The 24416-nt window shown below is 70.6% G+C and carries 29 protein-coding genes, 1 tRNA gene and 1 pseudogene; 15 read left to right on the top strand and 16 right to left on the bottom strand.

Annotated elements, in window-relative coordinates; translation table 11 throughout:
* Positions 1-27 precede the first annotated feature (27 nt).
* Positions 28-1191: a tyrosine-type recombinase/integrase gene (locus P3X83_RS03575; RefSeq protein WP_277303020.1), complete on the top strand. Its 1164-nt coding sequence runs from the start codon at positions 28-30 to the stop codon at positions 1189-1191.
* A gap of 70 nt (positions 1192-1261) precedes the next feature.
* On the opposite strand, the gene P3X83_RS03580 is transcribed toward P3X83_RS03575, so the two are convergent.
* The 3 genes from P3X83_RS03580 to cysS form a co-directional block, all read right to left on the bottom strand.
* A tRNA-Thr gene (locus P3X83_RS03580) sits at positions 1262-1334 on the bottom strand.
* 62 nt (positions 1335-1396) lie between these two features.
* The gene (gene rlmB, locus P3X83_RS03585) at positions 1397-2371 is read right to left on the bottom strand and encodes a 23S rRNA (guanosine(2251)-2'-O)-methyltransferase RlmB (protein WP_277303021.1); all 975 of its coding nucleotides are present in this window, start codon (positions 2369-2371) and stop codon (positions 1397-1399) included.
* Positions 2372-2392: 21 nt separating this feature from the next.
* The gene (cysS, locus tag P3X83_RS03590) at positions 2393-3790 is read right to left on the bottom strand and encodes a cysteine--tRNA ligase (protein ID WP_277303022.1); all 1398 of its coding nucleotides are present in this window, start codon (positions 3788-3790) and stop codon (positions 2393-2395) included.
* A 160-nt stretch (positions 3791-3950) separates the two neighbouring features.
* Here cysS and P3X83_RS03595 point away from each other — a divergent pair, with 160 nt between their 5' ends.
* Positions 3951-5234, top strand: a complete 1284-nt coding sequence (locus P3X83_RS03595) for a DUF2637 domain-containing protein (protein WP_277303023.1) — start codon at positions 3951-3953, stop codon at positions 5232-5234.
* A 140-nt stretch (positions 5235-5374) separates the two neighbouring features.
* Here P3X83_RS03595 and P3X83_RS03600 read toward each other — a convergent pair whose 3' ends face one another.
* The 4 genes from P3X83_RS03600 to P3X83_RS03615 all read right to left on the bottom strand — a co-directional run bounded on the left by P3X83_RS03600 (position 5375) and on the right by P3X83_RS03615 (position 7260).
* Positions 5375-5641: a GlsB/YeaQ/YmgE family stress response membrane protein gene (locus tag P3X83_RS03600; protein ID WP_277303024.1), complete on the bottom strand. Its 267-nt coding sequence runs from the start codon at positions 5639-5641 to the stop codon at positions 5375-5377.
* 102 nt (positions 5642-5743) lie between these two features.
* A complete protein-coding gene (locus P3X83_RS03605) occupies positions 5744-6016 on the bottom strand; it encodes a GlsB/YeaQ/YmgE family stress response membrane protein (protein WP_277303025.1) in 273 nt (90 codons plus the stop codon).
* 282 nt (positions 6017-6298) lie between these two features.
* Entirely contained in the window at positions 6299-6760 is a 462-nt protein-coding gene (gene ispF, locus P3X83_RS03610) for a 2-C-methyl-D-erythritol 2,4-cyclodiphosphate synthase (RefSeq protein ID WP_277303026.1), read from the bottom strand.
* 17 nt (positions 6761-6777) lie between these two features.
* Positions 6778-7260, bottom strand: a complete 483-nt coding sequence (locus P3X83_RS03615; RefSeq protein WP_238499483.1) for a CarD family transcriptional regulator — start codon at positions 7258-7260, stop codon at positions 6778-6780.
* A 339-nt stretch (positions 7261-7599) separates the two neighbouring features.
* On the opposite strand from P3X83_RS03615, the gene P3X83_RS03620 reads away from it, so the two are divergent.
* Positions 7600-8277, top strand: coding sequence for a copper chaperone PCu(A)C (locus tag P3X83_RS03620; RefSeq protein WP_277303027.1), 678 nt, complete (start codon positions 7600-7602; stop codon positions 8275-8277).
* A gap of 103 nt (positions 8278-8380) precedes the next feature.
* On the opposite strand, the gene P3X83_RS03625 is transcribed toward P3X83_RS03620, so the two are convergent.
* Both P3X83_RS03625 and P3X83_RS03630 read right to left on the bottom strand, forming a co-directional pair.
* Positions 8381-9070: a response regulator transcription factor gene (locus tag P3X83_RS03625; RefSeq protein ID WP_277303028.1), complete on the bottom strand. Its 690-nt coding sequence runs from the start codon at positions 9068-9070 to the stop codon at positions 8381-8383.
* Positions 9067-10191 carry an ATP-binding protein gene (locus P3X83_RS03630; RefSeq protein ID WP_277303509.1) on the bottom strand — a complete coding sequence of 375 codons (1125 nt, stop codon included), beginning with the start codon at positions 10189-10191 and terminating at the stop codon, positions 9067-9069. Before P3X83_RS03630 ends, P3X83_RS03625 begins: the two co-directional genes overlap by 4 nt.
* Positions 10192-10437: 246 nt before the next feature.
* On the opposite strand from P3X83_RS03630, the gene phoU reads away from it, so the two are divergent.
* Positions 10438-11097: a phosphate signaling complex protein PhoU gene (gene phoU / locus P3X83_RS03635; RefSeq protein WP_277303029.1), complete on the top strand. Its 660-nt coding sequence runs from the start codon at positions 10438-10440 to the stop codon at positions 11095-11097.
* A 15-nt stretch (positions 11098-11112) separates the two neighbouring features.
* Here the strand turns inward: phoU and P3X83_RS03640 are convergent, their stop codons facing one another.
* From P3X83_RS03640 to mshA, 3 genes are read right to left on the bottom strand one after another with little or no spacing between them, the layout of a single operon-like run.
* Positions 11113-11856, bottom strand: a complete 744-nt coding sequence (locus P3X83_RS03640) for a phosphoglyceromutase (protein ID WP_277303030.1) — start codon at positions 11854-11856, stop codon at positions 11113-11115.
* A gap of 37 nt (positions 11857-11893) precedes the next feature.
* A complete protein-coding gene (locus tag P3X83_RS03645; protein WP_277303031.1) occupies positions 11894-12379 on the bottom strand; it encodes a YbjN domain-containing protein in 486 nt (161 codons plus the stop codon).
* 18 nt (positions 12380-12397) lie between these two features.
* Entirely contained in the window at positions 12398-13636 is a 1239-nt protein-coding gene (gene mshA / locus P3X83_RS03650; RefSeq protein ID WP_277303510.1) for a D-inositol-3-phosphate glycosyltransferase, read from the bottom strand.
* Positions 13637-13804: 168 nt separating this feature from the next.
* Here mshA and P3X83_RS03655 point away from each other — a divergent pair, with 168 nt between their 5' ends.
* Complete coding sequence (locus tag P3X83_RS03655) at positions 13805-14548, top strand: SDR family NAD(P)-dependent oxidoreductase (protein ID WP_277303032.1); 744 nt, start codon at positions 13805-13807, stop codon at positions 14546-14548.
* 33 nt (positions 14549-14581) lie between these two features.
* Positions 14582-15409: a class I SAM-dependent methyltransferase gene (locus tag P3X83_RS03660; RefSeq protein WP_277303033.1), complete on the top strand. Its 828-nt coding sequence runs from the start codon at positions 14582-14584 to the stop codon at positions 15407-15409.
* A 10-nt stretch (positions 15410-15419) separates the two neighbouring features.
* Here P3X83_RS03660 and P3X83_RS03665 read toward each other — a convergent pair whose 3' ends face one another.
* Positions 15420-15956: an O-acetyl-ADP-ribose deacetylase gene (locus P3X83_RS03665; RefSeq protein WP_277303034.1), complete on the bottom strand. Its 537-nt coding sequence runs from the start codon at positions 15954-15956 to the stop codon at positions 15420-15422.
* A gap of 87 nt (positions 15957-16043) precedes the next feature.
* On the opposite strand from P3X83_RS03665, the gene P3X83_RS03670 reads away from it, so the two are divergent.
* From P3X83_RS03670 to P3X83_RS03695, 6 genes and pseudogenes are all read left to right on the top strand, one after another.
* Complete coding sequence (locus tag P3X83_RS03670) at positions 16044-16400, top strand: BlaI/MecI/CopY family transcriptional regulator (protein WP_277303035.1); 357 nt, start codon at positions 16044-16046, stop codon at positions 16398-16400.
* Positions 16397-17323, top strand: a complete 927-nt coding sequence (locus P3X83_RS03675; RefSeq protein ID WP_277303036.1) for a M56 family metallopeptidase — start codon at positions 16397-16399, stop codon at positions 17321-17323. Before P3X83_RS03670 ends, P3X83_RS03675 begins: the two co-directional genes overlap by 4 nt.
* A 71-nt stretch (positions 17324-17394) precedes the next feature.
* On the top strand, positions 17395-17910 hold the full coding sequence (locus P3X83_RS03680; RefSeq protein WP_346742666.1) for a helix-turn-helix transcriptional regulator: 516 nt from the start codon (positions 17395-17397) through the stop codon (positions 17908-17910).
* Positions 17911-17913: 3 nt separating this feature from the next.
* Positions 17914-18333 (top strand): hypothetical protein, encoded by a 420-nt coding sequence (locus tag P3X83_RS03685; RefSeq protein ID WP_277303037.1) that lies wholly within the window; start codon positions 17914-17916, stop codon positions 18331-18333.
* Positions 18334-18467: 134 nt separating this feature from the next.
* A pseudogene (locus P3X83_RS03690) lies at positions 18468-19396 on the top strand (DUF6596 domain-containing protein); the annotation flags it as partial.
* 123 nt (positions 19397-19519) lie between these two features.
* A complete protein-coding gene (locus P3X83_RS03695; RefSeq protein ID WP_277303038.1) occupies positions 19520-19831 on the top strand; it encodes a DUF6355 family natural product biosynthesis protein in 312 nt (103 codons plus the stop codon).
* Between the two features lie 187 nt (positions 19832-20018).
* On the opposite strand, the gene P3X83_RS03700 is transcribed toward P3X83_RS03695, so the two are convergent.
* Together P3X83_RS03700 and P3X83_RS03705 are read right to left on the bottom strand one after the other, a co-directional pair.
* Complete coding sequence (locus P3X83_RS03700) at positions 20019-20393, bottom strand: YciI family protein (protein ID WP_277303039.1); 375 nt, start codon at positions 20391-20393, stop codon at positions 20019-20021.
* Between the two features lie 170 nt (positions 20394-20563).
* A complete protein-coding gene (locus P3X83_RS03705; protein WP_277303040.1) occupies positions 20564-21007 on the bottom strand; it encodes a hypothetical protein in 444 nt (147 codons plus the stop codon).
* A 162-nt stretch (positions 21008-21169) separates the two neighbouring features.
* Here P3X83_RS03705 and P3X83_RS03710 point away from each other — a divergent pair, with 162 nt between their 5' ends.
* Positions 21170-21490, top strand: a complete 321-nt coding sequence (locus tag P3X83_RS03710; RefSeq protein WP_277303041.1) for a DUF2516 family protein — start codon at positions 21170-21172, stop codon at positions 21488-21490.
* Between the two features lie 67 nt (positions 21491-21557).
* Positions 21558-22895 carry a cellulase family glycosylhydrolase gene (locus tag P3X83_RS03715; RefSeq protein WP_346742667.1) on the top strand — a complete coding sequence of 446 codons (1338 nt, stop codon included), beginning with the start codon at positions 21558-21560 and terminating at the stop codon, positions 22893-22895.
* A 1-nt stretch (position 22896) separates the two neighbouring features.
* Here P3X83_RS03715 and P3X83_RS03720 read toward each other — a convergent pair whose 3' ends face one another.
* Positions 22897-23613, bottom strand: a complete 717-nt coding sequence (locus tag P3X83_RS03720; RefSeq protein WP_277303042.1) for an SGNH/GDSL hydrolase family protein — start codon at positions 23611-23613, stop codon at positions 22897-22899.
* 68 nt (positions 23614-23681) lie between these two features.
* Between P3X83_RS03720 and P3X83_RS03725 the strand changes: the two genes are divergently transcribed.
* Positions 23682-24416 (top strand): alanyl-tRNA editing protein, encoded by a 735-nt coding sequence (locus tag P3X83_RS03725; RefSeq protein WP_277303043.1) that lies wholly within the window; start codon positions 23682-23684, stop codon positions 24414-24416.

The raw sequence follows: 24416 nt of genomic DNA on the forward strand, positions 1-24416 counted from the left end.
AGCACGCCGAAGCTTCGCGACGGCGTGATGAAGCGCGGTTCCACCTGGTCATACGTAATCCGCGTTAAGGATCCCGAGACAGGCACCAGCAAGCCCAAATGGGTCGGCGGGTTCGCGACCGAGAACGACGCCAAGGAGGCCCGCGACGACGCGCGCGTCAAGGCTCGGCGCGGTGAGTACGTAGACCGGAACGCGGTCACTGTCGCCGAGTACATGGAGGAATGGATCAACGGCCACGCCATCGAAATCAAACCCAAGACGCTCCGCGACTACCGGCTGATGATCCGGCTCTACATCGTGCCGCGCATCGGGGGCCTTCGCCTTCAGGCCATCCGACCCGCCACCCTGACCAAGCTCTATCGAGATCTCCACACCAGCGGCGGAGCGAAGGGCAAGGCGCTGTCCGCCCGCACGGTCCGCTACGTCCACACCGTAATGAGAAAGGCCCTGCGTGATGCTGTGGAGGTCGAGGAACTGCTGCCCAGCAACCCGGCGGAACGGGCCAAGCTCCCGCGCACGGACACCCCTGAAGCTGGGACGATATGGACCACCGCCCAACTCCGCGCCTTTCTCACCCACGCCCGCCCGCATCGCTTGTACGCCTTCTTTCACCTGGCCGCCTACAGCGGCGCTCGTCGGGGTGAACTGTTGAATCTCCGCTGGCGTGACGTCGACTTCGAAGGACGGCAGATCCGCATCACCGGCACGACGAACGTGATCGATCGCCGACGCGTCGAAGGCACCACCAAGAACGGCAGATCGCGGACCGTCAGCCTGGACGGCGAGACGGTCAAGGTCCTCCAGGATCACCGTGAGCGGCAGGAGGCCGAACAGCTCAAGGCCGGTGAGGAATGGAAGAACGGACAGCACTACGTCTTCGTCACAGGCTTCGGTGAGCCCGTCTACCCCGACACCGTGTCGTCGCTGGTGCGTACGTTCATCGCGGCCTACAACGCGCCGAAGGGCGGCCCCAAGCCAGCCGTACCGCTCCCTCCGGCTCGTCTGCACGACCTGCGGCACCTCCACGCGACGACACTGCTCCTGGCGGGCGTGGCCGTACACGTCGTGGCGGCCCGGCTCGGGCACACGGACCCGGCGATCACGCTTCGCGTCTACGCGCACGTGATCTCCGAGCAGATGGCCACGGCGGCCGAGGTCTTCGCTGAGGCGATCAACAGCCCGGCGGCGTGACGGAGCCGCTGTTAGCAAACCCGTTAGCAAAAGGCCCCTCGCGGTAAGCGCAAGGGGCCTTTGACGTGCGAGCCGACGAGGGGAATCGAACCCCTGACCTGCTGTTTACAAGACAGCCGCTCTGCCGATTGAGCTACGTCGGCGACGACTCACCAAGTCTAGTCGTCGTGAACGCTCAGCGTCACCATGAGGGCTTGCGTGGTGGTCAGCGGCGGCGGTGGCGGGCGGCTTCGTAGAGGGCGATGCCGGTGGCGACGCCGGCGTTGAGGGATTCGGCGGCGGCGTGGATGGGGATGCGGGCGACGGTGTCGCAGGTTTCGCGGACGAGGCGGGAGAGGCCCTTGCCCTCGGAGCCGACGACGACGACGAGGGGCTCGGTGAGGAGGTCGACGGCGGCGAGGTCGGTGCTGGCCTCGCCGTCGAGGCCGACGACGAAGAGGCCGGACTCGCGGTACTGGCGCAGGGCGGCGGTGAGGTTGGCGGCGCGGGCGACCGGCATGGTGGCGAGGGTGCCCGCGGAGGTCTTCCAGGCGCCCGCTGAGACTCCGGCGGAGCGGCGGGAGGGGATGAGCAGGCCGTGGGCGCCGAAGGCGGTGGCGGAGCGGGCGATGGCGCCGAGGTTGCGCGGGTCGGTGACGCCGTCGAGGGCGACGATGAGGGCGGGCTCCGCGGCGTTGAGGGCGGCCGTCACGAGGTCTTCCGGGTGGGCGTACTCGTACGGCGGGAGCTGCAGCCCGAGCCCCTGGTGGACGGCGCCGTCGGTCAGCCGGTCGAGCTTGTCGCGGGAGACCTCGAGGAGGGCGATGCCCCGGTCGGTGGCGAGTTTGATGGCCTCGCGCACGCGGTCGTCGTTGTCGATGCGCTGGGCGACGTAGAGCGTGGTGGCCGGGATGGCGGCGCGCAGGGCCTCGACCACCGGGTTGCGGCCGCCCATGACCTCGGGCGCGTCGTCGCGGCGGGGGCGCCGGGCACGGATCTGGGACGCGGACGTGCTGGAAGAGCCCGTGTCGGAGCCGGACGCGGCGCCCGGGGGCTTCTGCCGGTCTTTGTACCAGTGCCGCATGTGGGCGGGCGGGGTCGCGCCGCGCCCTTCGAGCCCGCTGCGGCGCTGGCCGCCCGTGCCCCGGGTCGCGCCCTTACGCTTGGACGGCTTGCCCGCCTTCTTACCCCCACCAGCCATACGCCTAAGCTTATCGGGGGTTCAGCGGGCCATTTCCCATCGAGGACCAGAAGGGGTGTCCTCCACGAGGATTCCGGCCGCGGCGAGCTGGTCGCGGATGGCGTCGGCCGCCGCGTAGTCCTTTCGGGCGCGGGCCGCCTGCCGCTGCTCCAGCGCCACGGCGACCAGTGAGTCGATGGTCATCCGCAGCCCCGAGTCGTCGCCCGAGGAGCGCCACTGCGGCGAACGCGGGTCGAGGCCGAGCACGTCGAGCATGTTCTGCGTCTCGGCGAGCAGCCTGGCGACCTGCTCCTTGTTGCCCTGGGCCAGCGCGACGTTGCCCTCGCGGACCACCTCGTGCACGATCGCCAGCGCCTGCGGGACCCCCAGGTCGTCGTCGAGGGCGGCGGCGAACTCGACGGGCAGTGGCGCGTGCGCGTCGACGTCGTGGATGACCTCGGCCGCGCGGGTGACGAACCCCTCGATGCGGCGGTAGGCCGCGGCGGCCTCCTGCAGCGCCTCGTCGGAGTAGTCGATGCGGCTGCGGTAGTGCGGCGCGACCAGGTAGTAGCGCAGCTCGACCGGCCGGACCTTCTTCAGCATCTCCGGGATCAGCAGCGAGTTGCCGAGCGACTTGCTCATCTTCTCGCCGCCCATGGCGAGCAGCCCGTTGTGCATCCAGTAGCGGGCGAAGCCGTCGCCCGCCGCCTGCGACTGGGTCAGCTCGTTCTCGTGGTGCGGGAAGATCAGGTCGACGCCGCCGCCGTGGATGTCGAAGGTCTCGCCGAGGTACTTCGTGGCCATCGCCGAGCACTCCAGGTGCCAGCCGGGACGGCCCGGCCCCCACGGAGTCGGCCAGGTCGGCTCGCCGGGCTTGGCGCCCTTCCACAGCGCGAAGTCGCGCGGGTCGCGCTTGGCGGTGTCGGCCTCGGTGTCACCGGCGGGCCGCATGTTCTCCAGCCGCTGGTTGGACAGCGAGCCGTAGCGGTCGGCGTAGGACACGACGTCGAAGTAGACGTCGCCCTCGGAGGCGTAGGCGTGACCGCGGTCGATCAGGCGCCGCATCAGCTCGATCATCTCCGGAACGTGCCCGGTGGCGCGCGGCTCGACGGTGGGCGGCAGGCAGCCGAGCACCTGATAGGCCCAGCTGAAGGCGCGCTGGTTGCGCTCGGCGACCACGAACCACGGGACGCCTTCCTGACCGGCGACCCTGATGATCTTGTCGTCGATGTCGGTGACGTTGCGGCAGAACGTGACGTCGAACTCACACCGGGTCAGCCAGCGCCGCAGCACGTCGAAGTTGACGCCCGAGCGGATGTGCCCGATGTGCGGCGGAGCCTGCACGGTGGCCCCACAGAGGTAGATCGAGACCTTCCCGGGCTCGATCGGAACGAATTCGCGGACCGTCCGCGTGCTTGTGTCGTAGAGGTGCAGGCTCACGTAGCAAAGGCTAACGCCTCACCCCGCCTCACATGCCTGGTTACGCCACGATGTAGCACCTGCACGCGATGAAGAATCCGGCATGTGTGTCATTAGCCCCACACGCCCACGCAAAGTCTGCACCGATCGCGCGGGAGGGCTTCTGTAGGCTCGAAGTGCCATGGACGTCTCTCCCCCCGCGGCGGTGGGTGCGAACACCCGCCCTTCCGCGTACACCGATCAGCGCACCGACCGGCCCTCCGCGACGCCCATCGGGCGCGAGGGCCGGCCGAGGCTGACGTTGCGCCACGTCGCGATCGTGCTGGCGGGTGCCGGGGTCGTCGCGCTGGGCGCGGTCGCGTGCGTGCTGTCCTTCGAGGACCTCCGCGCGCTCGCCCTCGCCGGCCGGGCCCGCCCCGATCTCGCCTATCTCTACCCCGCCGGATTCGACGCGCTGCTGGCCGTCGCGCTGATCAGCGTGCTGCTGCTGCGCACGGGCCGGGCGCTGGTGCGCTTTCAGGCGAGCGCGGTGCTGGTGCTGCTCCTGCTGGCGGCGGGCGCCGCCGAGGTGCTCACCACGCTGGGCCTGATCGTGGTACCGCCGGTCGCGACCGCTCCCGCCGACGGCATCGCCATCGGCGTGGCCGTCGCGCCCTGGGTGATGCTGACGATCGCGCTCTGGCTCTGGCTGCTGATGATCAAGCACGCGCAGGCGCGCCGCGAGCCGGCCGTACGGCCTGCGGTCGAGCACGACATCGTGCCCTTTACTCCGCCCGGTCCGCCCAGACACGCCGGGGCCCCTGGGGCATTGTTCGAACCCGCTCACGCGCCGGTTCTGGCGGCGCCGACGCCGCCGGACCCGGCGAACACGGCGAACACTGTGGACACTGTGGAGCAGGTCGCGCCGCTGCCCAAGCGGGAGCCGGGGGCGTCGCCGATTCCCAAGCCTCTGCCCGGCGGCCCGGAGCCGGAGGAGGAGGAACCGGAGGCTCGGCGGCCCGCTGTCGAGCCCTTCGCCGAGCCCGTCGTAGAGCTTGACGTCGAGGAGCCGCGCGACGAGTTGCCGGAGCGCGCTCCGGACCTTCCGCTCCGCTGGGGCGATCTGGCCAAGACGCTGCCGCGCAAGCGGCCGGGAGACGTGCTGGTGCACCCGCGTCCGGCGGCGAGCGACGCCGAGGCGGATGAGGCGCATGAGGCGCATGAGGTGTCCGAGCGGGATCAGGACACTCAGCCGCTGCGCGTGTTCGGCGCGGGCGACCGGCGTTCTCGTCCTCAGGCCGAGGAGCCCGCCGACGAGCCCGCTGACGAGGTGTGGGACGCGCATGTGGCGGGTGCGGTGGCCAACTCCTCGGCCCACCGCGACCCCGCACCTGAGCGCGAGGAGCAGGACGGCGAGGGCCGCGGCTCCGACTCCGGCCCGCCGTCCGGCCGGATGCGCAGCACTCCGGTTCCGCCTGAGGAGTGACGCACCCCGCAGCCGCGGGCTGTGAACAGACAAAGGCCGGGCCTTTCGGCCCGGCCTTTGGTCTGCCGCGTGTCTGCCGCGCTTGTCGTGCCCGCCACGGGGCGCGGCTCGCCTTACGTATATCGCGCCAGTGAAGAAGGTCAGCGGGCACCGCGTCGAAGTCCGGCGACCAGGCCGACGCCCACGACCGCCAGGACGACCTGCATCACCAGCTCGATCCAATCGATCCCCGGTGTCGTCTCCACCTGCATCGCCTGGGCGATCGCCGTGCCGATGAGGGCTGCGACGATGCCGACGACGATGGTGAGTATCCAACCGATCGGCTGCCTGCCGGGAAGCAGGAGCCGGCCGATCGCGCCGATTACGGCACCGATGACGATCGCGCCGAGGATGGACTCGATGGTCATGTCAACCTCCCCGTGAGGGCGAGACCTTCACTCTCACGGGGATGCCGCTACCCGAAATTTCCGTACTATTCGTGCATTCCGGGAATTCGCAGGTCAGCCCGGCTAAGCCCGACCTCGTCCGCCGGTCGTCAAACGGGACACGATCAGCACGCCGATGACCGCCAGGATGATCTGGAAGGCCAGTTCGATCCAGTCGATGCCCGGTGTCGTCGCGACGCCGAACAACTGGGCGACCAGCGTGCCGAGCAGAGCGGCCACGATCCCCACGATGATCGTAAGGCCCCAGCTCATGTTCTGCCTGCCCGGGACGATGAGCCGCGCGAGCACACCGATGATGGCGCCGACCACGATCGCCGAGATGATGGTTCCAAGCATGTCGCGCTCCCCCGTTTGCGATGACATGTCTCTTATAGGAGGGCTTACCCAATCTCTCGCGGCAATAAAGCGGGTGGCGGTCCGCACCGCGCCAGTAGACGGACCGCCACCCTTGAGGTTCGGGCGAGCATCCGCGCCGCTCGCCGGGTTTACCTAATCGGTGTCCCGCTAATGAGACGCCCGTATGGGGGCGCCGGTTGGCGTGTGCTTTGCCAAAACTTGCGACATGCACATGATTCCCAGCAAACCCGGCAGTCAACCGAATCTCGCTGGTAACACGGGTCACATTCGGGCAATGACCAGGGCGGTGGCGACGGCCGCGATGCCCTCGCCGCGGCCGGTGAGGCCCAGGCCGTCAGTGGTGGTGGCGGTGAGCGAGACGGGCGCGTCGACGGCGGCGCCGAGGGTCTTCTCCGCCTCGGTACGGCGGGGCGCCAGCTTGGGCCGGTTGCCGATCACCTGGATCGCCACGTTGCCGATCTCGAACCCGGCGGCGCGCACCTGCCGGGCCGTCTCGGCGAGGAGGGCCACGCCCGAGGCGCCCGCCCAGCGCGGGTCGGCGGTGCCGAAGAGCCCGCCGATGTCGCCGAGCCCGGCGGCCGAGAGCAGGGCGTCGCAGGCGGCGTGGGCCGCCGCGTCGCCGTCTGAGTGTCCCGCGAGGCCGGTCTCACCGGGCCAGTGCAGCCCGGCGAGACGCAGCTCGCGACCGGATGCGAACGGGTGGACGTCGACTCCGACGCCCACCCGTGGAAGTATCGCGCTCAGGAGTTGAGGACCTCGTCGAGCAGGGCCTCGGCCTTGTCCTCATTGGTCTTCTCGGCGAGCGCGAGCTCGCTCACCAAGATCTGACGGGCCTTGGCCAGCATCCGCTTCTCACCGGCGGACAGGCCGCGCTCCTTGTCGCGCCGCCAGAGGTCGCGCACGACCTCGGCCACCTTGTTGACGTCGCCGGACGCCAGCTTCTCCAGGTTGGCCTTGTAGCGGCGAGACCAGTTGGTGGGCTCCTCGGTGTGCGGCATGCGCAGCACGTCGAAAACGCGCTCCAAGCCCTCCTGGCCGACAACGTCGCGCACGCCGACGAGTTCGGCGTTCTCAGCCGGCACCTGGACTGTGAGATCGCCCTTGTCGACCTTCAGCACCAGATAGGTTCTTTCCGCACCCTTGATGGTCCGGGTCGTGATGGCTTCGATGCGAGCAGCCCCATGATGGGGGTAGACGACAGTGTCGCCGACCTGGAAAGTCATGTGACAGATACCCCTTCCGCTGTACTCCAGAGTACCACGCATCCACAGCCTCCCGGAACAGTGAAATCACCATAACTGCAGGTCAAAGGCTCATATTAGGGCTTGACAATCCATCGACTATGTGAATCGCAAACGCTGACATAGCGGGTGACCTGCGTTGGTATAGCCGTTTCGGCAATGATCAGGAGTGCGATTCGCGGCCATCGGGCTTCCCTGGGAGCGTCTCCGGTTCGCCGGGTCGGGGCGAGGAGCGGACGGCGTGCTGGATAGGGTTGCCGTGCTTCAGCACACTCCTCAGAGCTTCCAGACACACTCCTCCACGCGAAGGGGAATCCGACCGTGACCCGCACCAGCCGCCGCTGGGCGATCGCCGCCGCCGCGTTCCTCGCAGCAGCCCCGGCCCTGGCCGGCTGCGCGACCGGGTTCGACGCCACGACCGCCACGCACTACTCGCCCACCGAGGCACGGGCCACCACCGTGCGGGGGATCCAGATCTCCCAGGGGTTCGTCCTCGGCCCGGAAACGGGCAACACTCTGCCCAAGGGCGGCTCAGCGCCGGTCTATCTCACCCTCGCCAACATCGGCGAGGACAAGGAGCAGCTCGTCGGAGACGACGACCAGCTCACCGGAGCCACCGCCGAGGGCGTCGGCACGGTGAAGCTCACCGCGCCCGTCAGCCTGCCGCTGGGGCAGCGGGCGACCACCTCGGGGGCCGGAGACCAGGCGGGCGCCGCGACGCCGCAGGCGGCCTCCACGGGGCCGCAGATGGTCATCGAGGGACTCGTCAACCCGCTCGCGGGCGGCGAGTACGTCCCGATCACCCTCCAGTTCGCCAACGCGGGCGCGGTGCAGGTCACCCTGCCGGTGATCCCGCGCACCAGGGAGTTCGCCAACTGGTCGCCCGCGCCCGCGCCGAGCGGCGCGACGTCGGCCACCCCCAGCACGACCCCGGCCCCGAGCGGGTCGCCGAGCGCCGAGGCCCCGACCCCGACTCCGAGCGAGTCCGCCGCGCACTGAGCGGGGCGGCACCGAAACGACGACGCGGCCCGCCGTACCACCTCGGTACGGCGGGCCGCTCCCATACGAAGCCTCAGTCGGCCTCGGTCGGCCTCAGTCGACCTCAGTCTTCGACGGGGTCGAACTTGTAGCCGAGCCCGCGCACCGTGAGGATGCACCTCGGGTTCGACGGGTCGGACTCGACCTTCGCGCGCAGGCGCTTGACGTGCACGTCGAGGGTCTTGGTGTCGCCGACGTAGTCGGCCCCCCAGACCCGGTCGATGAGCTGCCCCCGGGTGAGCACCCGGCCGGCGTTCCGCAGCAGCACCTCAAGCAGCTCGAACTCCTTGAGCGGGAGCTGCACCTGACGCCCCCGCACCGCCACGATGTGCCGGTCGACGTCCATCCGCACCGGCCCGGCCGTCAGGACGGCCGACTCCAGTTCCTCGACGTCGCCCTGTCTGCGCAGCACGGCGCGGATGCGGGCCACCAGTTCGCGCGATGAGAAGGGCTTGGTCACGTAGTCGTCGGCGCCGAGCTCCAGGCCCACCACCTTGTCGATCTCACTGTCCTTGGCGGTGAGCATGATCACCGGCACCTTGGAGCGCTGCCGCAGCGAGCGGCAGACCTCGGTGCCGGGCAGGCCGGGGAGCATCAGGTCGAGGAGCACCAGGTCGGCGCCGTTGCGGTCGAAGGTGTCGAGCGCCTCGGGGCCCGTGGCCGCGACCGCGACCTCGAACCCCTCCTTGCGCAGCATGTACGACAGCGCGTCGGAGAACGACTCCTCGTCCTCGACGACGAGTACGCGGGTCACTTCGCGGCCTCCAGGGGATTCGTGGTTGAGCTGGGCGGCACGGCGATCGCCGTGCCGCCGAACGCGGGCAGGCGAAGGGTGAAGGTGCTTCCGGAGCCCTCCTTGCTCCACACCGACACCTCACCGCCGTGCGCGACGGAGACGTGTTTGACGATGGCGAGCCCGAGACCGGTGCCGCCGGTGGCCCTGGACCGCGCGGCGTCCACGCGGAAGAAGCGCTCGAAGATGCGCTCCTGGGCCGACTCGGGGATGCCGATGCCCTGGTCGCTCACGCTGACCTCGACGGCCTCGCCCGCGGGGCGGGTGCTGACCACCACGCGGGTGTGGTCGGGGCTGTAGGCCACGGCGTTGTCGATGAGGTTGCGCAGGGCGGTGACGAGCAGTTCGTCGTCGCCCCAGACGCGCAGGCCCTCGGTGCCGCCCGCGACGAGGGTGATGTCCTTGGCGGCGGCCTTGGTGTTGCAGCGGTCGATGGCCTCGTGGATGACCTCGTCGACCGGGACCGGCCCGGGCGTGGGGATCGGCTCGCCGCCCTGGATACGGGACAGCGTGATGAGGTCTTGGACGAGGTAGTTGAGCCGCGCGGCCTCGTGCTGCATCCGGCCCGCGAAGCGGGTGACGGCCTCGGGGTCGTCGGCGGCGTCCTGGATGGTCTCGGCGAGCAGGCTGAGCGCCCCGACGGGGGTCTTCAGCTCGTGGCTGACGTTGGCCACGAAGTCGCGCCGTACGGCCTCGACCCGGCGGCGCTCGGTCTGGTCCTCGGCGAGGACGAGCACCTGGCCGTGCGAGCCGAGGGGGGCCACCCGGACGGCGAACGTGGTCGCCTCCTGGCCGAACTTGTGCCCCGCCACCTCGATCTCGCTCTCTCTGATCTCGCCGTCCCTGCGGACCTTCCTGGCCAGCGCGAGCAGTTCGGCGGCCATCATCCGGTCGCCCTTGACGAGCCCGAACGCCCGCGCGGCCGAGCTGGCGCGCAGGACGCGGTCCTCGTGGTCGAGCACCACGGCCGAGGACGGCAGGACGGCGAGCACCGACGCGACGCCGTGCGGCAGCGCCGTGGTGTCGGTCTCGTCCACGGTCGCCGGCCTGCGCCGGTTCTCGGCGTGGCCGCGCACGACCATTACGGCCAGCGCTCCCACGACGAATCCGGCCAAGACCAACAGACTCGCGAGCAACTCGCTCACGGAACCTCCCGGGAAGCCCCGCGTCCGAGCGGAGCCGGACCACCGATGTGTCCACTCACGCCTTCGATGTTAGGCGGACGGACCAGTGTCATCGACGGGTAAATGCCCGTTGACCACGGCGTTTCCCGTAAAGTTCATTTTGTGGTCGAAGTTCGTTCATCGCCGCGCGCGTAACTTTGGTACATGCGTGACGCGTACCACGAAGAGCTTGACGCTCTCACCGACCGGCTAGTCGAAATGACCCGTCTGGTGCGGTCGGCCATCTCGCGGGCCACAACCGCCCTGCTCGACTCCGACCTGCACCTCGCCGAAAGTGTGATCTCCCAGGACGACGAGGTCAACCGCCTCTACGCGGAGATCGAGGCGTCCATCTTCGACCTGATGGCGCGTCAGCAGCCGGTGGCCGTCGACCTGCGAATGGTCATCACGGCGCTGCGCATGGGATCGGACCTGGAGCGGATGGGCGACCTCGCCGAGCACGTCGCCAAGATCAGCCGGTTGCGGCACCCGGAGTCGGCGATCCCGCCGGAGCTGCGCTCCACGATCCTGGAGATGGGCCAGATCGCCGAACGCCTGGTGACCAAGGCGGGCAGTTGCGTGGCCTCGCGCGACGTGGAGGCGGCGCTGGAGCTGGAGGGCGACGACGACGCGATGGACCGGCTGCACCGCAGGCTGTTCCGGGTGCTGCTGGCCAAGGACTCCAAGTGGGCGGTCGAGCAGGCCATCGACGTCACGCTGATCGGCCGCTACTACGAGCGGTACGCGGACCACGCGGTACGCGTGGCCCGCGATGTCGTCTACCTGGTGACGGGCTCCCGTCCCCAGGACATGACGGCGCTCTGAGCCGGGCTCCGAGCCTCAGCGGCCCTGGTTGGCCACGGCCTCGATGGCGGCCTTGGCCGCCTCGGGGTCGAGGTAGCGCCCGCCCTTGGTGACCGGGCGGAACGACTCGTCGAGGTCGTAGAGGAGCGGGATGCCGGTCGGGATGTTCAGCCCGGCGATCGTGTCGTCGCCGATGCCGTCGAGGTGCTTGACCAGCGCGCGCAGCGAGTTGCCGTGCGCGACCACCAGGACCGTGCGGCCCTCCGCCAGCTCTGGCACGATCGCGTCGTACCAGTACGGCAGCATCCGATCAACGACGTCCTTCAGGCACTCCGTGCGAGGCATCAGCTCCGGCGGGAGCGTCGCGTAACGTGGGTCGCCCACCTGGCTGTACTCGTCGTCGTCGGCGATCGGCGGCGGCGGGGTGTCGTAGGACCGCCGCCACAGCATGAACTGCTCGTCGCCGAACTCCTCGCGCGTCTGCGCCTTGTTCTTGCCCTGAAGAGCGCCGTAGTGACGCTCGTTGAGCCGCCACGACCGGCGGACCGGCAGCCAGCGCAGGTCGGCGGCGCCCAGCGCCAGCTCGGCCGTCTGGATGGCACGGTTCAGCAGGCTCGTGTGCACCACGTCGGGGCGGACCCCGGCGTCGATGAGGAGCTGCCCGCCGCGGCGGGCCTCGCTCTCGCCGGCCGCGGAAAGGCTGACGTCCACCCATCCGGTGAACAGGCCCTTCGCGTTCCAGTCGCTTTCTCCATGCCGCAACAGCACCAAAGTCGCCATGCGGACAACCTTACCGACGGCCGGTGAACGGCCCCGCCTACCTGGCCGGGTCGGCGAACCTGGCGAACGCCTGCAGGTTGGCCAGGGACTCGCCGCGCTTGGCCCGCCACTCCCACTCACGCCGGATGGAGGAGGCGAAGCCCAGTTCGAGGGCGCGGTCGAAGGACTCGTCGGAGTAGGTGAGCACGCAGCCGAGCAGCCGGTCGATCTCCTCCTCGGTCACCGCGCCGAGGGGGACCCGGCCGACGAGGTGGACGTCGCCGACCTCGTCGAGGGCGAAGCGCACGCCGTACATGGAGCCGTTCTTGGTGAGCAGCCAGCGGTAGAACGCGGCGTGGTTCTCGTCCGGCTGGCGGCAGAAGAACGCCTCGACGTGGAGCATCCGCTCGCCGACGATCAGCCAGGTCATCGTGGCCAGCTTGTGCCGGCCCGGCAGGTTCACCAGAAAAGTGCCGGGCTTGGGCTGTTCGTACGACGCCTCGGACGCCTTCAACGCCGACTCGACGACCTCCGCAACGTTCATGCGATCCACCCTACGGGCTCAGGAACTGAGCGCCACGGGCGAGCGGTTCAGGTGGGCCATCGCCCCGGCGTAGACCTCGGCCAGGCGGGCGGCCGTGGCGGACCACCCGAAGGCGTTGGCGTGCTCCACCGCTCCCGCCGAGAGCTTCTCCCGCCAGCGCGGGCGGTGCACGATGCGCCCGAGGACGCGCGCCCAGTCGTGCGGGTCGTGGCCCTCGACGAGCACCCCGGAGACGCCGTCGCGGACGGCCGTGCGCAGCCCGCCCACCGACGCGGCGACCACCGGCGTGCCGCACGCCTGCGACTCCAGCGCGACCAGGCCGAAGGACTCGTTGTAGGACGGCACGACGGTCACGTCGGCGGCGCGGTACCAGTCGGCCAGCTCGTCCTGCGGGGCCGGAGGCACCAGCCGCACCACGTCGCCGAGCCCCAGCGACTCCGTCAGGTCGGCGAGCAGCGCCGGACGGCGCAGCCCGCTGCCGCTGGGCCCGCCGACACAGGCGACGACCAGGCGCGAGCGCAGCGCGGGCTGCTCGATCAGGATCCTGGCCGCCGCGCGCAGCAGCACGTCGGGGGCCTTCAGCGGCTGGATGCGCCCGACGAACAGCAGCACGTGGGCGTCGTCGGGAAGGCCCAGGCGGTGGCGGGCGGCGCCCTTGGAGGCGGGCTGGAAGACCGAGAGGTTCACGCCGGGGTTGACCACGGCGACCCGCTCGGGGGCCGCGCCGTACAGGTCGATCAGCTCGCCCGCCTCGGCGTCGGTGTTGGCCACCAGGCGGTCGGCGATGTCCACCACCTGCTCCTCGCCCACGACGCGCACGGCGGGCTCGGGCTTGTCGTCGTCGGCGAGCGCCAGGTTCTTCACCTTGGCCATGGTGTGCATGGTGTGGACCAGCGGAACGCCCCAGCGCTCCTTGGCCAGCCAGCCGACCTGCCCGGAGAGCCAGTAGTGGGAGTGGATGACGTCGTAACGCCCAGGGTCGTAGGACGCCTCGGTGCGCAGCACGCCCGACAGAAAGGCGCAGAGCTGGCCGGGCAGGTCGCCCTTCTCCAGTTCCTCGTACGGGCCCGCGGTGACGTGTCGGACGGTCACGCCGGGGACGATCTCGGCCGTCGGAGGCAGGTCGCGCGCGGTCTGCCGGGTGAAGATCTCCACCTCCACGCCGAGATGGGCCAGGCGTTTGGCCGCCTCGACGATGTAGACGTTCATGCCGCCCGCGTCTCCCGTGCCCGGTTGGTCGAGAGGAGATGTGTGCATGCTGATCGTCGCCACCCGTTCGACGCGCCGTCGACTCACCTGACATCACCTCCGAAGGGCTAATAACCATCCGGATTCATCCGTGATTCCCGGCACCGGAGCGTTTCCGACATGTGATCACACACCCTCGGGGTGCGGGAGGCGGGGGGGCCTGCGATGATGCGATTCATGATGAAGACGGCTGTTGTGACTGGTGCGAGCAGCGGCATCGGCAAGGCGACCGCACGGCGTCTGGCGCTGGAGGGCTTCGACGTGGTGGCGGCGGCCCGTCGCCGGGACCGCCTGGACGAGCTGGCGGCGGAGGTGCCGAACATCCGCCCGATGACGCTCGACGTGACCTCCCAGGAGTCGGTGGACGCGCTGGCCGGGGCTCTCGACCGGTGTGACGTGCTGGTGAACAACGCCGGCGGCGCGCTCGGCCTGGAGCAGGTGGTCGACGCGGACCCGGCCGACTGGCAGTGGATGTTCGAGGTGAACGTGCTGGGCACGCTGCGCGTGACCAAGGCGCTCACGCCGCGTCTGGTGGAGTCCGGCGACGGCGTGCTGGTGCTGCTCACCTCCACGGCGGGACTCGTCGCCTACGAGGGCGGTGGCGGCTACGTGGCGGCCAAGCAGGCCCAGCGGTCGATGGCAGAGACGCTGCGCCTGGAACTGGTCGCCGAGCCGGTGCGGGTCGTGGAGATCGCGCCCGGCATGGTGGCGACCGAGGAGTTCGGGCTGACCCGCTTCCGCGGCGACAGCGACAAGGCGAGCAAGGTCTACCAGGGCGTGGATCCGCTGACCGCCGACGACGTGGCGGACGCCATCGCCTGGTCCGTCACCCGTCCGGCCCACTTCAACGTGGACCGTATGGTGATCAGGCCGCGTGCCCAGGCGGCTCAGCACAAGGTGCATCGCACGTCGTCCCCCTGATCCTGTCTTAGAGCTTTGATCCCCTATGAACCGTTGAACCGTCCCCCCGCTCCCCCTGGCCGGCCGGTCGGCGCCGTCACGCGCGGCACGACCGGCCACAACCGGCTGCGCCGCGCCGACCGCTGGATCGCCGCCGGGTACGCCGGGCTGCTCCGCTCCGCCGCCCGGCCGCTGGTCGTCGATCTCGGCTTCGGGGCATCCCACGTGACCACGACCGAGCTGTTCCTGCGGCTGCGCGGGATCCGGCCCGACGTGGAGGTGATCGGGGTGGAGATCGATCCGGAGCGGGTGGCGGCCGCTCTGCCGTACGCGCGGCCCGGCCTGTCGTTCGCGGTCGGCGGGTTCGAGATGCGGCCGGCCCCCCGTCCGCCGGTGCTGGTGCGCGCGTTCAACGTGCTGCGGCAGTACGGCGAGGCGGAGGCGGGCGCGGCGTGGGACCTGATGCGCTCACGGATCGCCCCGGACGGCGTGCTCGTGGAGGGAACCTGCTCCGAGGTGGGCCACCGGGCGGCGTGGGTGGCACTGGACGCCTCAGGGCCGCGCACGCTCACGCTGTCCACCCGGTTCTCCGGCTTCGGCCGCCCTTCGGACCTGGCCGAGCGGCTACCGAAGGCGCTCATCCACCGGAACGTTCCCGGGGAGGCCGTGCACCGGCTGTTCGAGGACCTCGACCGGGCGTGGGCGGTGTGCGCGCCGTACGCGGCCTACGGCGTACGACAGCGCTGGCCCGCCACGGTGGAGACGCTGGCGCGGACGTGGCCGGTGGTCCGGCACCCGCCGCTCGGCGGGCGGGCGCGCTGGCGGCTGGGTGAGCTGACCTTGCCGTGGAGCGCGGTCGCACCCGCTGTCCACAGGGGCTGACCTGTCAGGTTTACGGCGTATCCACAATCTCGCCAAGATCGCCCAGCGCCCGTTCGAAGTGCGCGTAGGCTGTGGAGTCGAACAGCACGAAACTGACCTCCTCGACGAGGGTCGCCGGGGCCGCGCGCACCGTACGCAGCGCGATCCTGGCCCCATCGTCGAGCGGCCAGCCGTAGATTCCCGTGGAGATGGCCGGGAAGGCCACGGTGCGGGCGCCGAGATCGCCCGCGACGCGAAGAGATTCCCGATAGCAGGAGGCGAGCAGATGCGAGCGGTCCTCCGATCCGGAGTGGACCGGGCCCACGGTGTGGATCACCCACCGGGCCGGCAGGCGGCCCGCCGTGGTCGCGACGGCCTGGCCGGTCGGCAGGCCACCGCCGTACTGCGACGCGCGCAGAGCCCGGCACTCGGCCAGGATCTCCGGCCCGCCGCGCCGGTGGATGGCGCCGTCCACGCCCCCGCCGCCCAGCAGCGACGAGTTCGCCGCGTTCACCACGGCGTCCACGCGCTGCTCGGTGATGTCGCCTCGCACGAGCACGATCCGCATGCCGAACCATCCCCCTCGCGGAATTCCCCGATTCACTCGACGACCCGTAGTACTACACCTCGTCGGCCGCAGGTTACCCTGGAAGGCGTGAAGGGTCTCGGCGAGCTCGAACGCAGCATCATGGACATCCTCTGGGCCCAGCGGGTCCCCGCCACCGCCCGCGAGGTCGGCAGGCACATCGCTGACCGCGACCTGGCCCCCACCACGGTCATGACAGTCCTCGACCGCCTCACCCGCAAGGGCTTCCTGGTCCGCACCCGCGACGGCCGTGCCTGGCGCTACGAGCCCGCCGCGAGCCGTGACGACTACGTCGCGGAGCTGATGCGCGAAGCCCTCGACATGACGGGTGACCGCTCCGCGGCGCTGACCCGCTTCGCCCAGACCGTTTCCGGCAGCGAGGCGGAGATCCTGCGCAAGGCCCTGACGGAGCTGGAGGAGGAATGACCGCGGCGGCCCTTGGGGCACTCGCCCTGGTCTGCGCGGTCGGAGCCTGGCGCTTCACCACTGCGCGCTGGACCTACCGCGCCCCCCGCACCGCGATCCTGCTCTGGCAGGCCCTCGGCATCGCCTGGGGCCTGGCCACCACGGGCGCCCTGCTCGCCTACGCGCTCCAGCCGTACGAGCGGGGCGTGCTGGGCGGGCTCGGCGCGTTCGCCGCCTCGGCGGCCACCGGCGGCTACGGCCCTCCCGCGGCCTACGACCTTCCGCACATCCTGGCGCTCATCGCGGGGGTGAGCCTGCTCGCCGTCCTGATCACGGTGACCGTGGCCGCGGCCGTGCAGACCATCAGGGCCCGGCGGCGGCACCGCGCGTTGCTCGCGCTCATCTCGCGCGATGACCCCGAGATGCCCGGCGTGCGCGTGGTCGACCACCCGGGCGCCACCGCCTACTGCCTGCCCGGCCTGCGCTCCCAGGTGGTGATCAGCGCGGGCGCGCTGCGCCTGCTGTCGGCCGACGAGCTGGCCGCCGTGCTGGCCCACGAGGCCGCCCACGTGCGCGAGCGGCACGACCTGGTGCTGCTGCCGTTCTCCGCGCTGCGCCGGGTGCTGCCCTGGTCGGCGGTGGTCCGTGACACCCAGGCCACGGTCGAGCTGCTGATCGAGATGGCCGCCGACGACCGCGCGCGGCGCTTCTGCTCGCCGCGCCGTCTCGCCACGGCCCTGCTCCGCTTCGGCACCGCGCCCGCCGTGCCCACGCCGCAGGGCGCGCTCGGCGCGGTCGGCGGCAGTCCCTCCTGCGTGATGCTCCGCGTGGAACGCCTGGTCACGCCCGGTCCCGCGCTCCCGCGCCGGATCCGCGCGGGCGCGCTCACGCTCGCCGTCACCCTCGCCGTGTCCGCCCCGCTGTTGTGGTTGATGCCCCACTGACCATCTCTTGGTGCTAGCTAGAGTTAACCAGTGCGTTTGCAATTGCAAGCACTCTGGTGCAGACTGGTGGCATGGCACTACCGAAGGTCGGCTCGATCGGGGAGTACATCCGCGAGCAGCGCAAGCAGGCGAAGATCTCGCTTCGCCAGCTCTCCGCCGCCGCCGGCGTCTCCAACCCGTATCTGAGCCAGATCGAGCGCGGGCTGCGCAAGCCCAGCGCGGAGATCCTCAACCAGATCGCCAAGGGCCTGCACATCTCGGCGCAGGCGCTGTACGTTCAGGCCGGCCTGATCGAACACCGCGAAGCCGACAGCGATGTGGTCGCCGCGATCCGGGCCGACACTTTCATCACCGGACGGCAGCGCCAGGTCCTTATCGACATCTACGAGTCGTTCCGCAAGGAGAACCGCGCCGGAGCCCCGGCCGAGGACGCGCAGACCTCCCAGAACGCGCAGTCCCGGCCGGAGCCCGGAAGCGACGAAGAAAACCCGCTGCCCGAGTCCTTCACCTCGACGCTTGAGCCCTTCGTGGCGGAGGACCACTTCTTCGGCAACGGCAACGCCACTCCGCGAACCAAGGAAGGTTAACCCATGACGTTCGCCACCGAGGTCAAGAAGCTCACCGAGTCCAAGCCCTTCTACGCCGTGGCCGGGGCGAGCGACTTCGCCATCGAGAAGCTCCGCGAGATCCCCGAGCACCTGGAGAAGCTGCAGTCCCGTCGGGGCGAGCTCGGCCGTACCGCCAAGGACCTGCCGACCAGGGCGCGCGCCTACGCCTCCAAGGCCGAGGAGTACGCCAAGGACCTCCCGGAGAAGGCCCGTGGCTACGCCGACATCGTCGGCGTGCGGGCCGTCGAGATCTACGAGGGGTTCGCCGACCGGGGCCGCAAGGTCGTCAGCCGGGTCAGCGGCGACGCCGCCCTTGAGCTGGAAGACGTCTCCGAGGCCGCCGAGCCGCCGGTGGCCAAGCCCGCCTCCCGCAAGCCCGGCACCACCGCCGACAAGTCCTGACCTGGTCAGCTCCCGTGGGCCCGCCCGACAAGCGGGCCCACACCCATGTCACGGCCCGGCCGCTCACACCTTCGAGGCGGTGAGGCGGAGCACGGCGGTGTGGTCCGGGGTGCCGGGGGTGCCCACCGGGCGACGAGGACGACACCCTGCTCCTGCTGTTCATGTGCTGCCACCCCGCGCTGAACGCGCCCGCCCAGGTCGCGCTCACCCTGCGGGCGGTCGGCGGCCTGACCACCGCCGAGATCGCCCGCGCGCTGCTGCTTCCCGAACCGACGCTCGCGCAGCGGACCAGCCGGGCCAAGAAGCGCGTCCTGGAGGCGGGCGGACGGTTCCGGATGCCGGACGAGGACGAACGCGCCCGCCGTCTCGACGTCGTCCTGCACGTGCTCTACCTGATCTTCAACGAGGGCTACACCGCCACGGCGGGACAGTCGCTGCACCGGGGCGAACTGTGCGCCGAGGCGATCCGCCTGGCCCGGATGACCTACCGGCTGCTGCCCGACGTCCCCGAGGTGGGCGGGCTGCTCGCCGAGATGCTGCTCACCGACGCCCGCGCGCCGCCCGCACGGGCCCGGACGGCGAGCTGATCCCGCTGGCGGAACAGGATCGCGGGCGCTGGAACCGGGCCATGATCGAAGAGGGCATCGCCCTGCTCACCGCCGCCCTGCCGAGCAGACGGCCGGGCCCCTACCAGTTGCAGGCCGCGATCGCGGCCGTGCACGCCGAGGCGGAACGCTTCGAGGACACCGACTGGGCCCAGATCGTGGCCCTCTACCAGGTGCTCGACCGCCTCGCCGACAACCCGGTGATCACCTTGAACCGCGCGGTGGCGGTGGCGATGCCGAGCGGCCCGGCGGCGGGCCTGGCCGTCCTGGAAAGGGCGGCCGGCGACCGCCGCATGACGGACAACCACCGGATCCACGCCGTCCGCGGCCACCTGCTGGAACAGGCGGGCGAAACCGAGTCCGCGATCACCGAATACCGCACCGCCGCCCGCCTCACCACCAGCCGCCCTGAACGCCACTACCTCCTGACCCGCGCCACCCGCCTGACCCGGGCTTGATCACTGGCGGTAGGGCATTTGTCAGATATCCGGCCCTTATTGGCAGTGTTGCGCATGGTGGGTGGCCGACGGGGTCCCTATCGTCGAGACATCGAGATCACTGCACGGGGAGGGTGAAGCGACTTGCGCACACAGATCCTCAAGGCGATCGGCGGGACGCTGGCCGCACTGGCGCTGGCCACGGCACCGGCGTACGCCGGCACCACAACGGGGGCGGCGACCGGGAACACGACCCGGACGGGGATACTCGCCTGCGGCTATTACGAAGAAGGCGGAGAGTCCTACTACAACCACTGTGGTACCACCTCCGTGGTGATCCGGGTCGAACGGTGGCTCGGACTGCCGGGCTCCGACTGGTGTGTCGCACCCGGCACGACCTGGCTCGGCCACAGCTTCGAGATCAAAGACGCCTGGTACAAGGGCAGGCTCTGCTGACGCACGCGGCGGATCGGCGCATGCGGCCATCACAGCCGGCGGTACCCGCCGGGACGACGGTTTCCGAGCGTTCGCCGGAGTGAGGCGATCGGCCGACTTCGGTGCACATCGCACACCGTCCGGACGGCAAGCGGCGGGGCCGGCCCTTTCGGCGCTGTAGAGGTGGCGCTGAAAGGGCCGGGGGTGGTCACGCGGGAGGGGCGAAGTCCTCGGGGCCGAAGAGGCGGAGGACTTCGGCCTGGCCCTCCCAGCCCGCCCAGTGGTCGCGGTGGACGCGGACGAACCGCGCCGCCCACTCGACCGCCTCGTCCTTGGTGGCGACCTCGAAGAGGGCGTAGCTGATCAGTTCCTTCGCCTCCGCGAACGGGCCGTCGGTGACGCTGATCGACCCTCCGGTCAGCGTCACCCGCGCGCCTTCGGCGCTCGGGGCCAGGCCCGAGGTCTCCAGCAGCGCGCCCGACTTGGTGGCCTCCTCACCGAGGACCGCGATGGCCTCCATGAGCTCGGCCGGGACCGGGGTGGCGGGCTGGGCGGTGACGCGGACGGTTATGAGGTAACGCATGGTCGTTCTCCTCGTGGTTCCGGAGGCACCCACGTGCCTCCGGAGGTGGACTCGGGCCGGTCCGTTCCGGCCCTTCTTCCACGCTTCGAATGGAGAAGCGCCGGTTCGACAACCCGGCACGAGATTCTTTCAAGAACTTTTCCGGCCGACGCCGGCGCCCCCGGCGGCGCTCAGCAGCTGTTGACCCAGACGTGGGCGTAGACGCGGTTCCAGATGGTCTTGCCCTCGTCCGGCCCGTTCGTCCAGTAGTTCGGAGGAGGGGCGCTGTAGCCCGGACGCAGGCACGCCCAGCTACCGGCCCCTCCCGGGCGCGAGAAGATCTTGATGTGCGAGTAGGAGCCCTGGCCCGCGTTCATGAAGTACGCGATCCTCGGCGGGTTGGCCAGCCACTGACAGTTGTCGCGCCAGTCCCAGTCGTCGCCTTCCCACATGCATCGAAGGCTGCCGTAGTTGCTCCACACGCAGAAGTTCCCCACGCGGCACTCGTGGGTCTCGGACGCCTTCGTGTCGGCGGATGCCGCCGCCCCCGTCAGGCCGGACATCGTGATCGCGGCGACGGCCGCCACGGCCGCGCTCGCCCACCGGCTGCTCGACTTTCCCTTTGTACGGATCATGCGGCGAATCTAAGGATTCGCCCTATGGGTTCCCTTAACCCCGGGAACCAGCAGGAGGGGTGAGGCGTTGGGAGGTAACGGTAGGAGTTCGACACGGTGGGAACGCCCGACGGCCCGTTAGTGTTGCTCTCAGGGCCGGGCGTGTTGACGGGAGCGGCAGCGATGGTGTTTGGAGTCCTGGATCTCATCTACTGGGTGCTGGGCGTCGCCGCGTTTGGCATGTCCGGGTTCGCGCTGATCCACGCCATCCGCACCCCTGCCCGCGCGTTCGCGATCACGGGGAAGCAGTCCAAGCAGCTCTGGCTGATCATCCTCGCCTTCTCCACGCTCTTCGCCTTCTCCGCCGCGGTGCAGTACCTCCCGGTCCTCGGCATCCTGACGATCATCTCGGTGATCGCCTCGGGCATCTACCTCGCCGACGTGCGACCGGCCGTCCGCGAGATCGGCAAGGGCGGCAACTCGGGCCCGTACGGCCCCTGGTGACCCGCCGCGCCGGTGACGGCGCGGCGCACCCCGCCCCGGCGTCCGTCGCCGGGCACAATGGGGTCGCGTGGTCCATGGCTGGAAGACGATCGGGGGGCTCGGCGCGGCGCTGATCCTGTTCGCCGCCCCGCCGGCCGCCACGCCACGACCGACCCCGCCGGTCACCACCCCGGAGCCGACCCCGCCACCGGCCGTGGCCGCGAAGGGCCTGCGGGTGGCGGGCACCGAGATCGTCGAATCCACCGGCGCCCCGTTCGTCATGCGCGGCGTCAGCCATCCGCACGCCTGGTTCCGCGACCGCACCACGGCCCTGGCCGACATCAAGTCACTCGGCGCCAACACCGTGCGGATCGTGCTCAGCGGGGGCCGCTGGCCGCCCAGCGACGCCGCCGACGTGGCGAACGTGGTCACCCTGTGCGTACGGCAGCGGCTCATCTGCGTGCTGGAGGACCACGACACCACCGGGTACGGCGAGGAGCCCGACGCCCGCACCCTCGACCAGGCCGTGGACTTCTGGATCGGCGTCAAGAGCGCCCTGGACGGCCACGAGGACCACGTCATCGTCAACATCGGCAACGAACCGGCCAGTGCCACCACCCCGATCAGCCCCGACTGGGGCACGGCCGCGCGAGACGCGGTCGGGCGCATGCGCCGGGCGGGCTTCGCCCACGCGCTGATGGTGGACGCCCCCGGCTGGGGTCAGGACTCCGCCTTCGCCATGCGTGACGGCGCCAGGGCCGTGTTCGACGCGGATCCGGACAGGAACGTGGTCTTCTCCATCCACATGTACGGCGAGTTCGACACGGCGGCGAAGATCAACGACTACCTCGACGGGTTCCGGCAGGCGGGGCTGCCGCTGGTGATCGGTGAGTTCGGCCACCTGCACTCCGACGGCGACCCGGACGAGGACACCGTCATGGCCCAGGCCAGGGCGCGCCGTCTCGGATATCTCGGCTGGTCCTGGAGCGGCAACTCCGCCGAGGTCGGATATCTCGACATGGCCAGGGACTTCAACGCGGGCCGCCTCACCGACTGGGGCCGCCGGATCTTCAAAGGCCCGGACGGCATCGCCGAGACCGCCCGCGAGGCGACCGTCTACACCGGGGACACCGCCCCGCCCACCGCGCCGGGAACGCCCGCCGTATCGGAGGTCACCCCGACCACCGCCCGGCTGACCTGGACGGCGGCCACCGACGACATCGGGGTCACCGGCTATGACGTCTACGACGGCACCACGCTCCTGGGCTCGTCGGCGACCGAGTCGGTCACGCTGACCGGGCTGACCCCCGACACCGCCTACAGCGCGCACGTGGTGGCGCGTGACGCCGCGAACAAGGTCTCCCCCGCGTCGCCGCCGGTCGCCTTCCGCACATCGCCGGCCCCCACCCCAACGCCCCGCGGGTAGGTCACTGGGACAGCGGCATCTCGCGCAGCGAGTCGACCAGCCAGCGGGCCAGCCGCTGGTGGCCCACCGGGGTGGGGTGCACGCCGTCCGGGAGCACCAGCTCGGAGCCGCCGCCCGTGTCCGCCCCAGCCGTCTTGGACAGGCCGGGCAGCGGGTCGAGGAAGGCGACTCCGGCCCGGCGGGCCGCCGACGACACCGAGTCGCGCACGTCGAGCGCCCAGGACGGCGCGGGCGTCATCCAGATCGGGCCGATCACGATCACGCGGGTCTTCGGCCACCGCTTCTTCGCCGTGGTGATCAGGCGGTAGCAGGCCGTGCCGACCCGTCTGGGGGTCCAGCGGCGGTCGTTGTGGCCGCCGGAGATGATCAGCAGGTCGGGTGCGGGCCGCCAGGACAACTCGTCGGTGAACGACGCCAGGAAGTTGCGTCCGGCCCGGCCCCGGTTCAGGTATCCGGTGCCCGACGCGCCCGCGATGACCGGCTGCCAGCCGAGTTGCCGGGCCGCGCCCGCCAGGTAGGTGTTCCAGCTTCGCACCGGGCCGGAGCCGACGGTGAAGCTGTCGCCGACCGCCATCACCACCGGCGAGCGGCTGACGGTGTGCGCCACGGCCTTCGGCGTGGGCCGTCCGGCCCTCTCGCCCGAGGCCCCGCTGCACGCCGTGGCGGTGAGCAGTAAGGCGCAGGTCAGCAGCGCGGCCGTGCCCCGGTGCTGCGTCAATGAGCGATGCGCTCGCGAAGGACCGCGCATAACCGCCTCTCGGGGCCGTGAGACCGTAAGCTGCCGACATGAGCAGCGACCTCCACGGGAGAACCCTCCGCCTCGAACTCTCCGACCAGAATCTCCGCGACTGGGAAGCGGTCGTGCTCGAAGCCTCGCCCGAAGGGATCGTGCTAAGCAAGTCGGCATTCTATCCGGGAGGCGGCGGCCAACCCGCCGATCAAGGAGTGCTGATCTGGCAGGGCGTGGAGACCCGGATCGCGGGAGTGCGCAAAGGAGACGATCTCTACCTGATCCCCGCCGAAGGCGACCCGATCCCCCCGGCGGGCACGACCGTCCGGGCGGCCCTCGCCGACGAGCGGCGTTCGGCGCTGATGCGCACCCACTCCGCCCTGCACGTCCTGTGCGGGGTCGTGCACCGCGACTACGGCTCGCTGGTCACCGGCGGCAACATGGAGCCGCTGACGGCGCGGATGGACTTCGACCTGCCCGAGGTGCCGCCCGGCTTCAAGGAGGCCGTGGAAGACGCCTGCAACGCCGAGATCGCCGCCGACCGCCGGATCGACGTGCGCGTGCTGCCCCGCGCCGAGGCGTTCCAGATCCCGGACATCATCCGCACGGCCACCAACCTGGTCCCCGAGTCGGTGGCGGAGGTCCGCATCATCGACATCGTCGGCCTGGACACCCAGGCCGACGGCGGCACCCACGTCGCCTCGACCAAGCAGATCGGGCGCATCAAGGTGGCCAAGATCGAGAACAAGGGCAAGGGGTTCCGGCGGCTGCGCATCCAGGTGAGCGACTGA

Origin of the sequence: Spongiactinospora sp. TRM90649 (assembly GCF_029382225.1) — a bacterium.
Classification (GTDB): domain Bacteria; phylum Actinomycetota; class Actinomycetes; order Streptosporangiales; family Streptosporangiaceae; genus Spongiactinospora.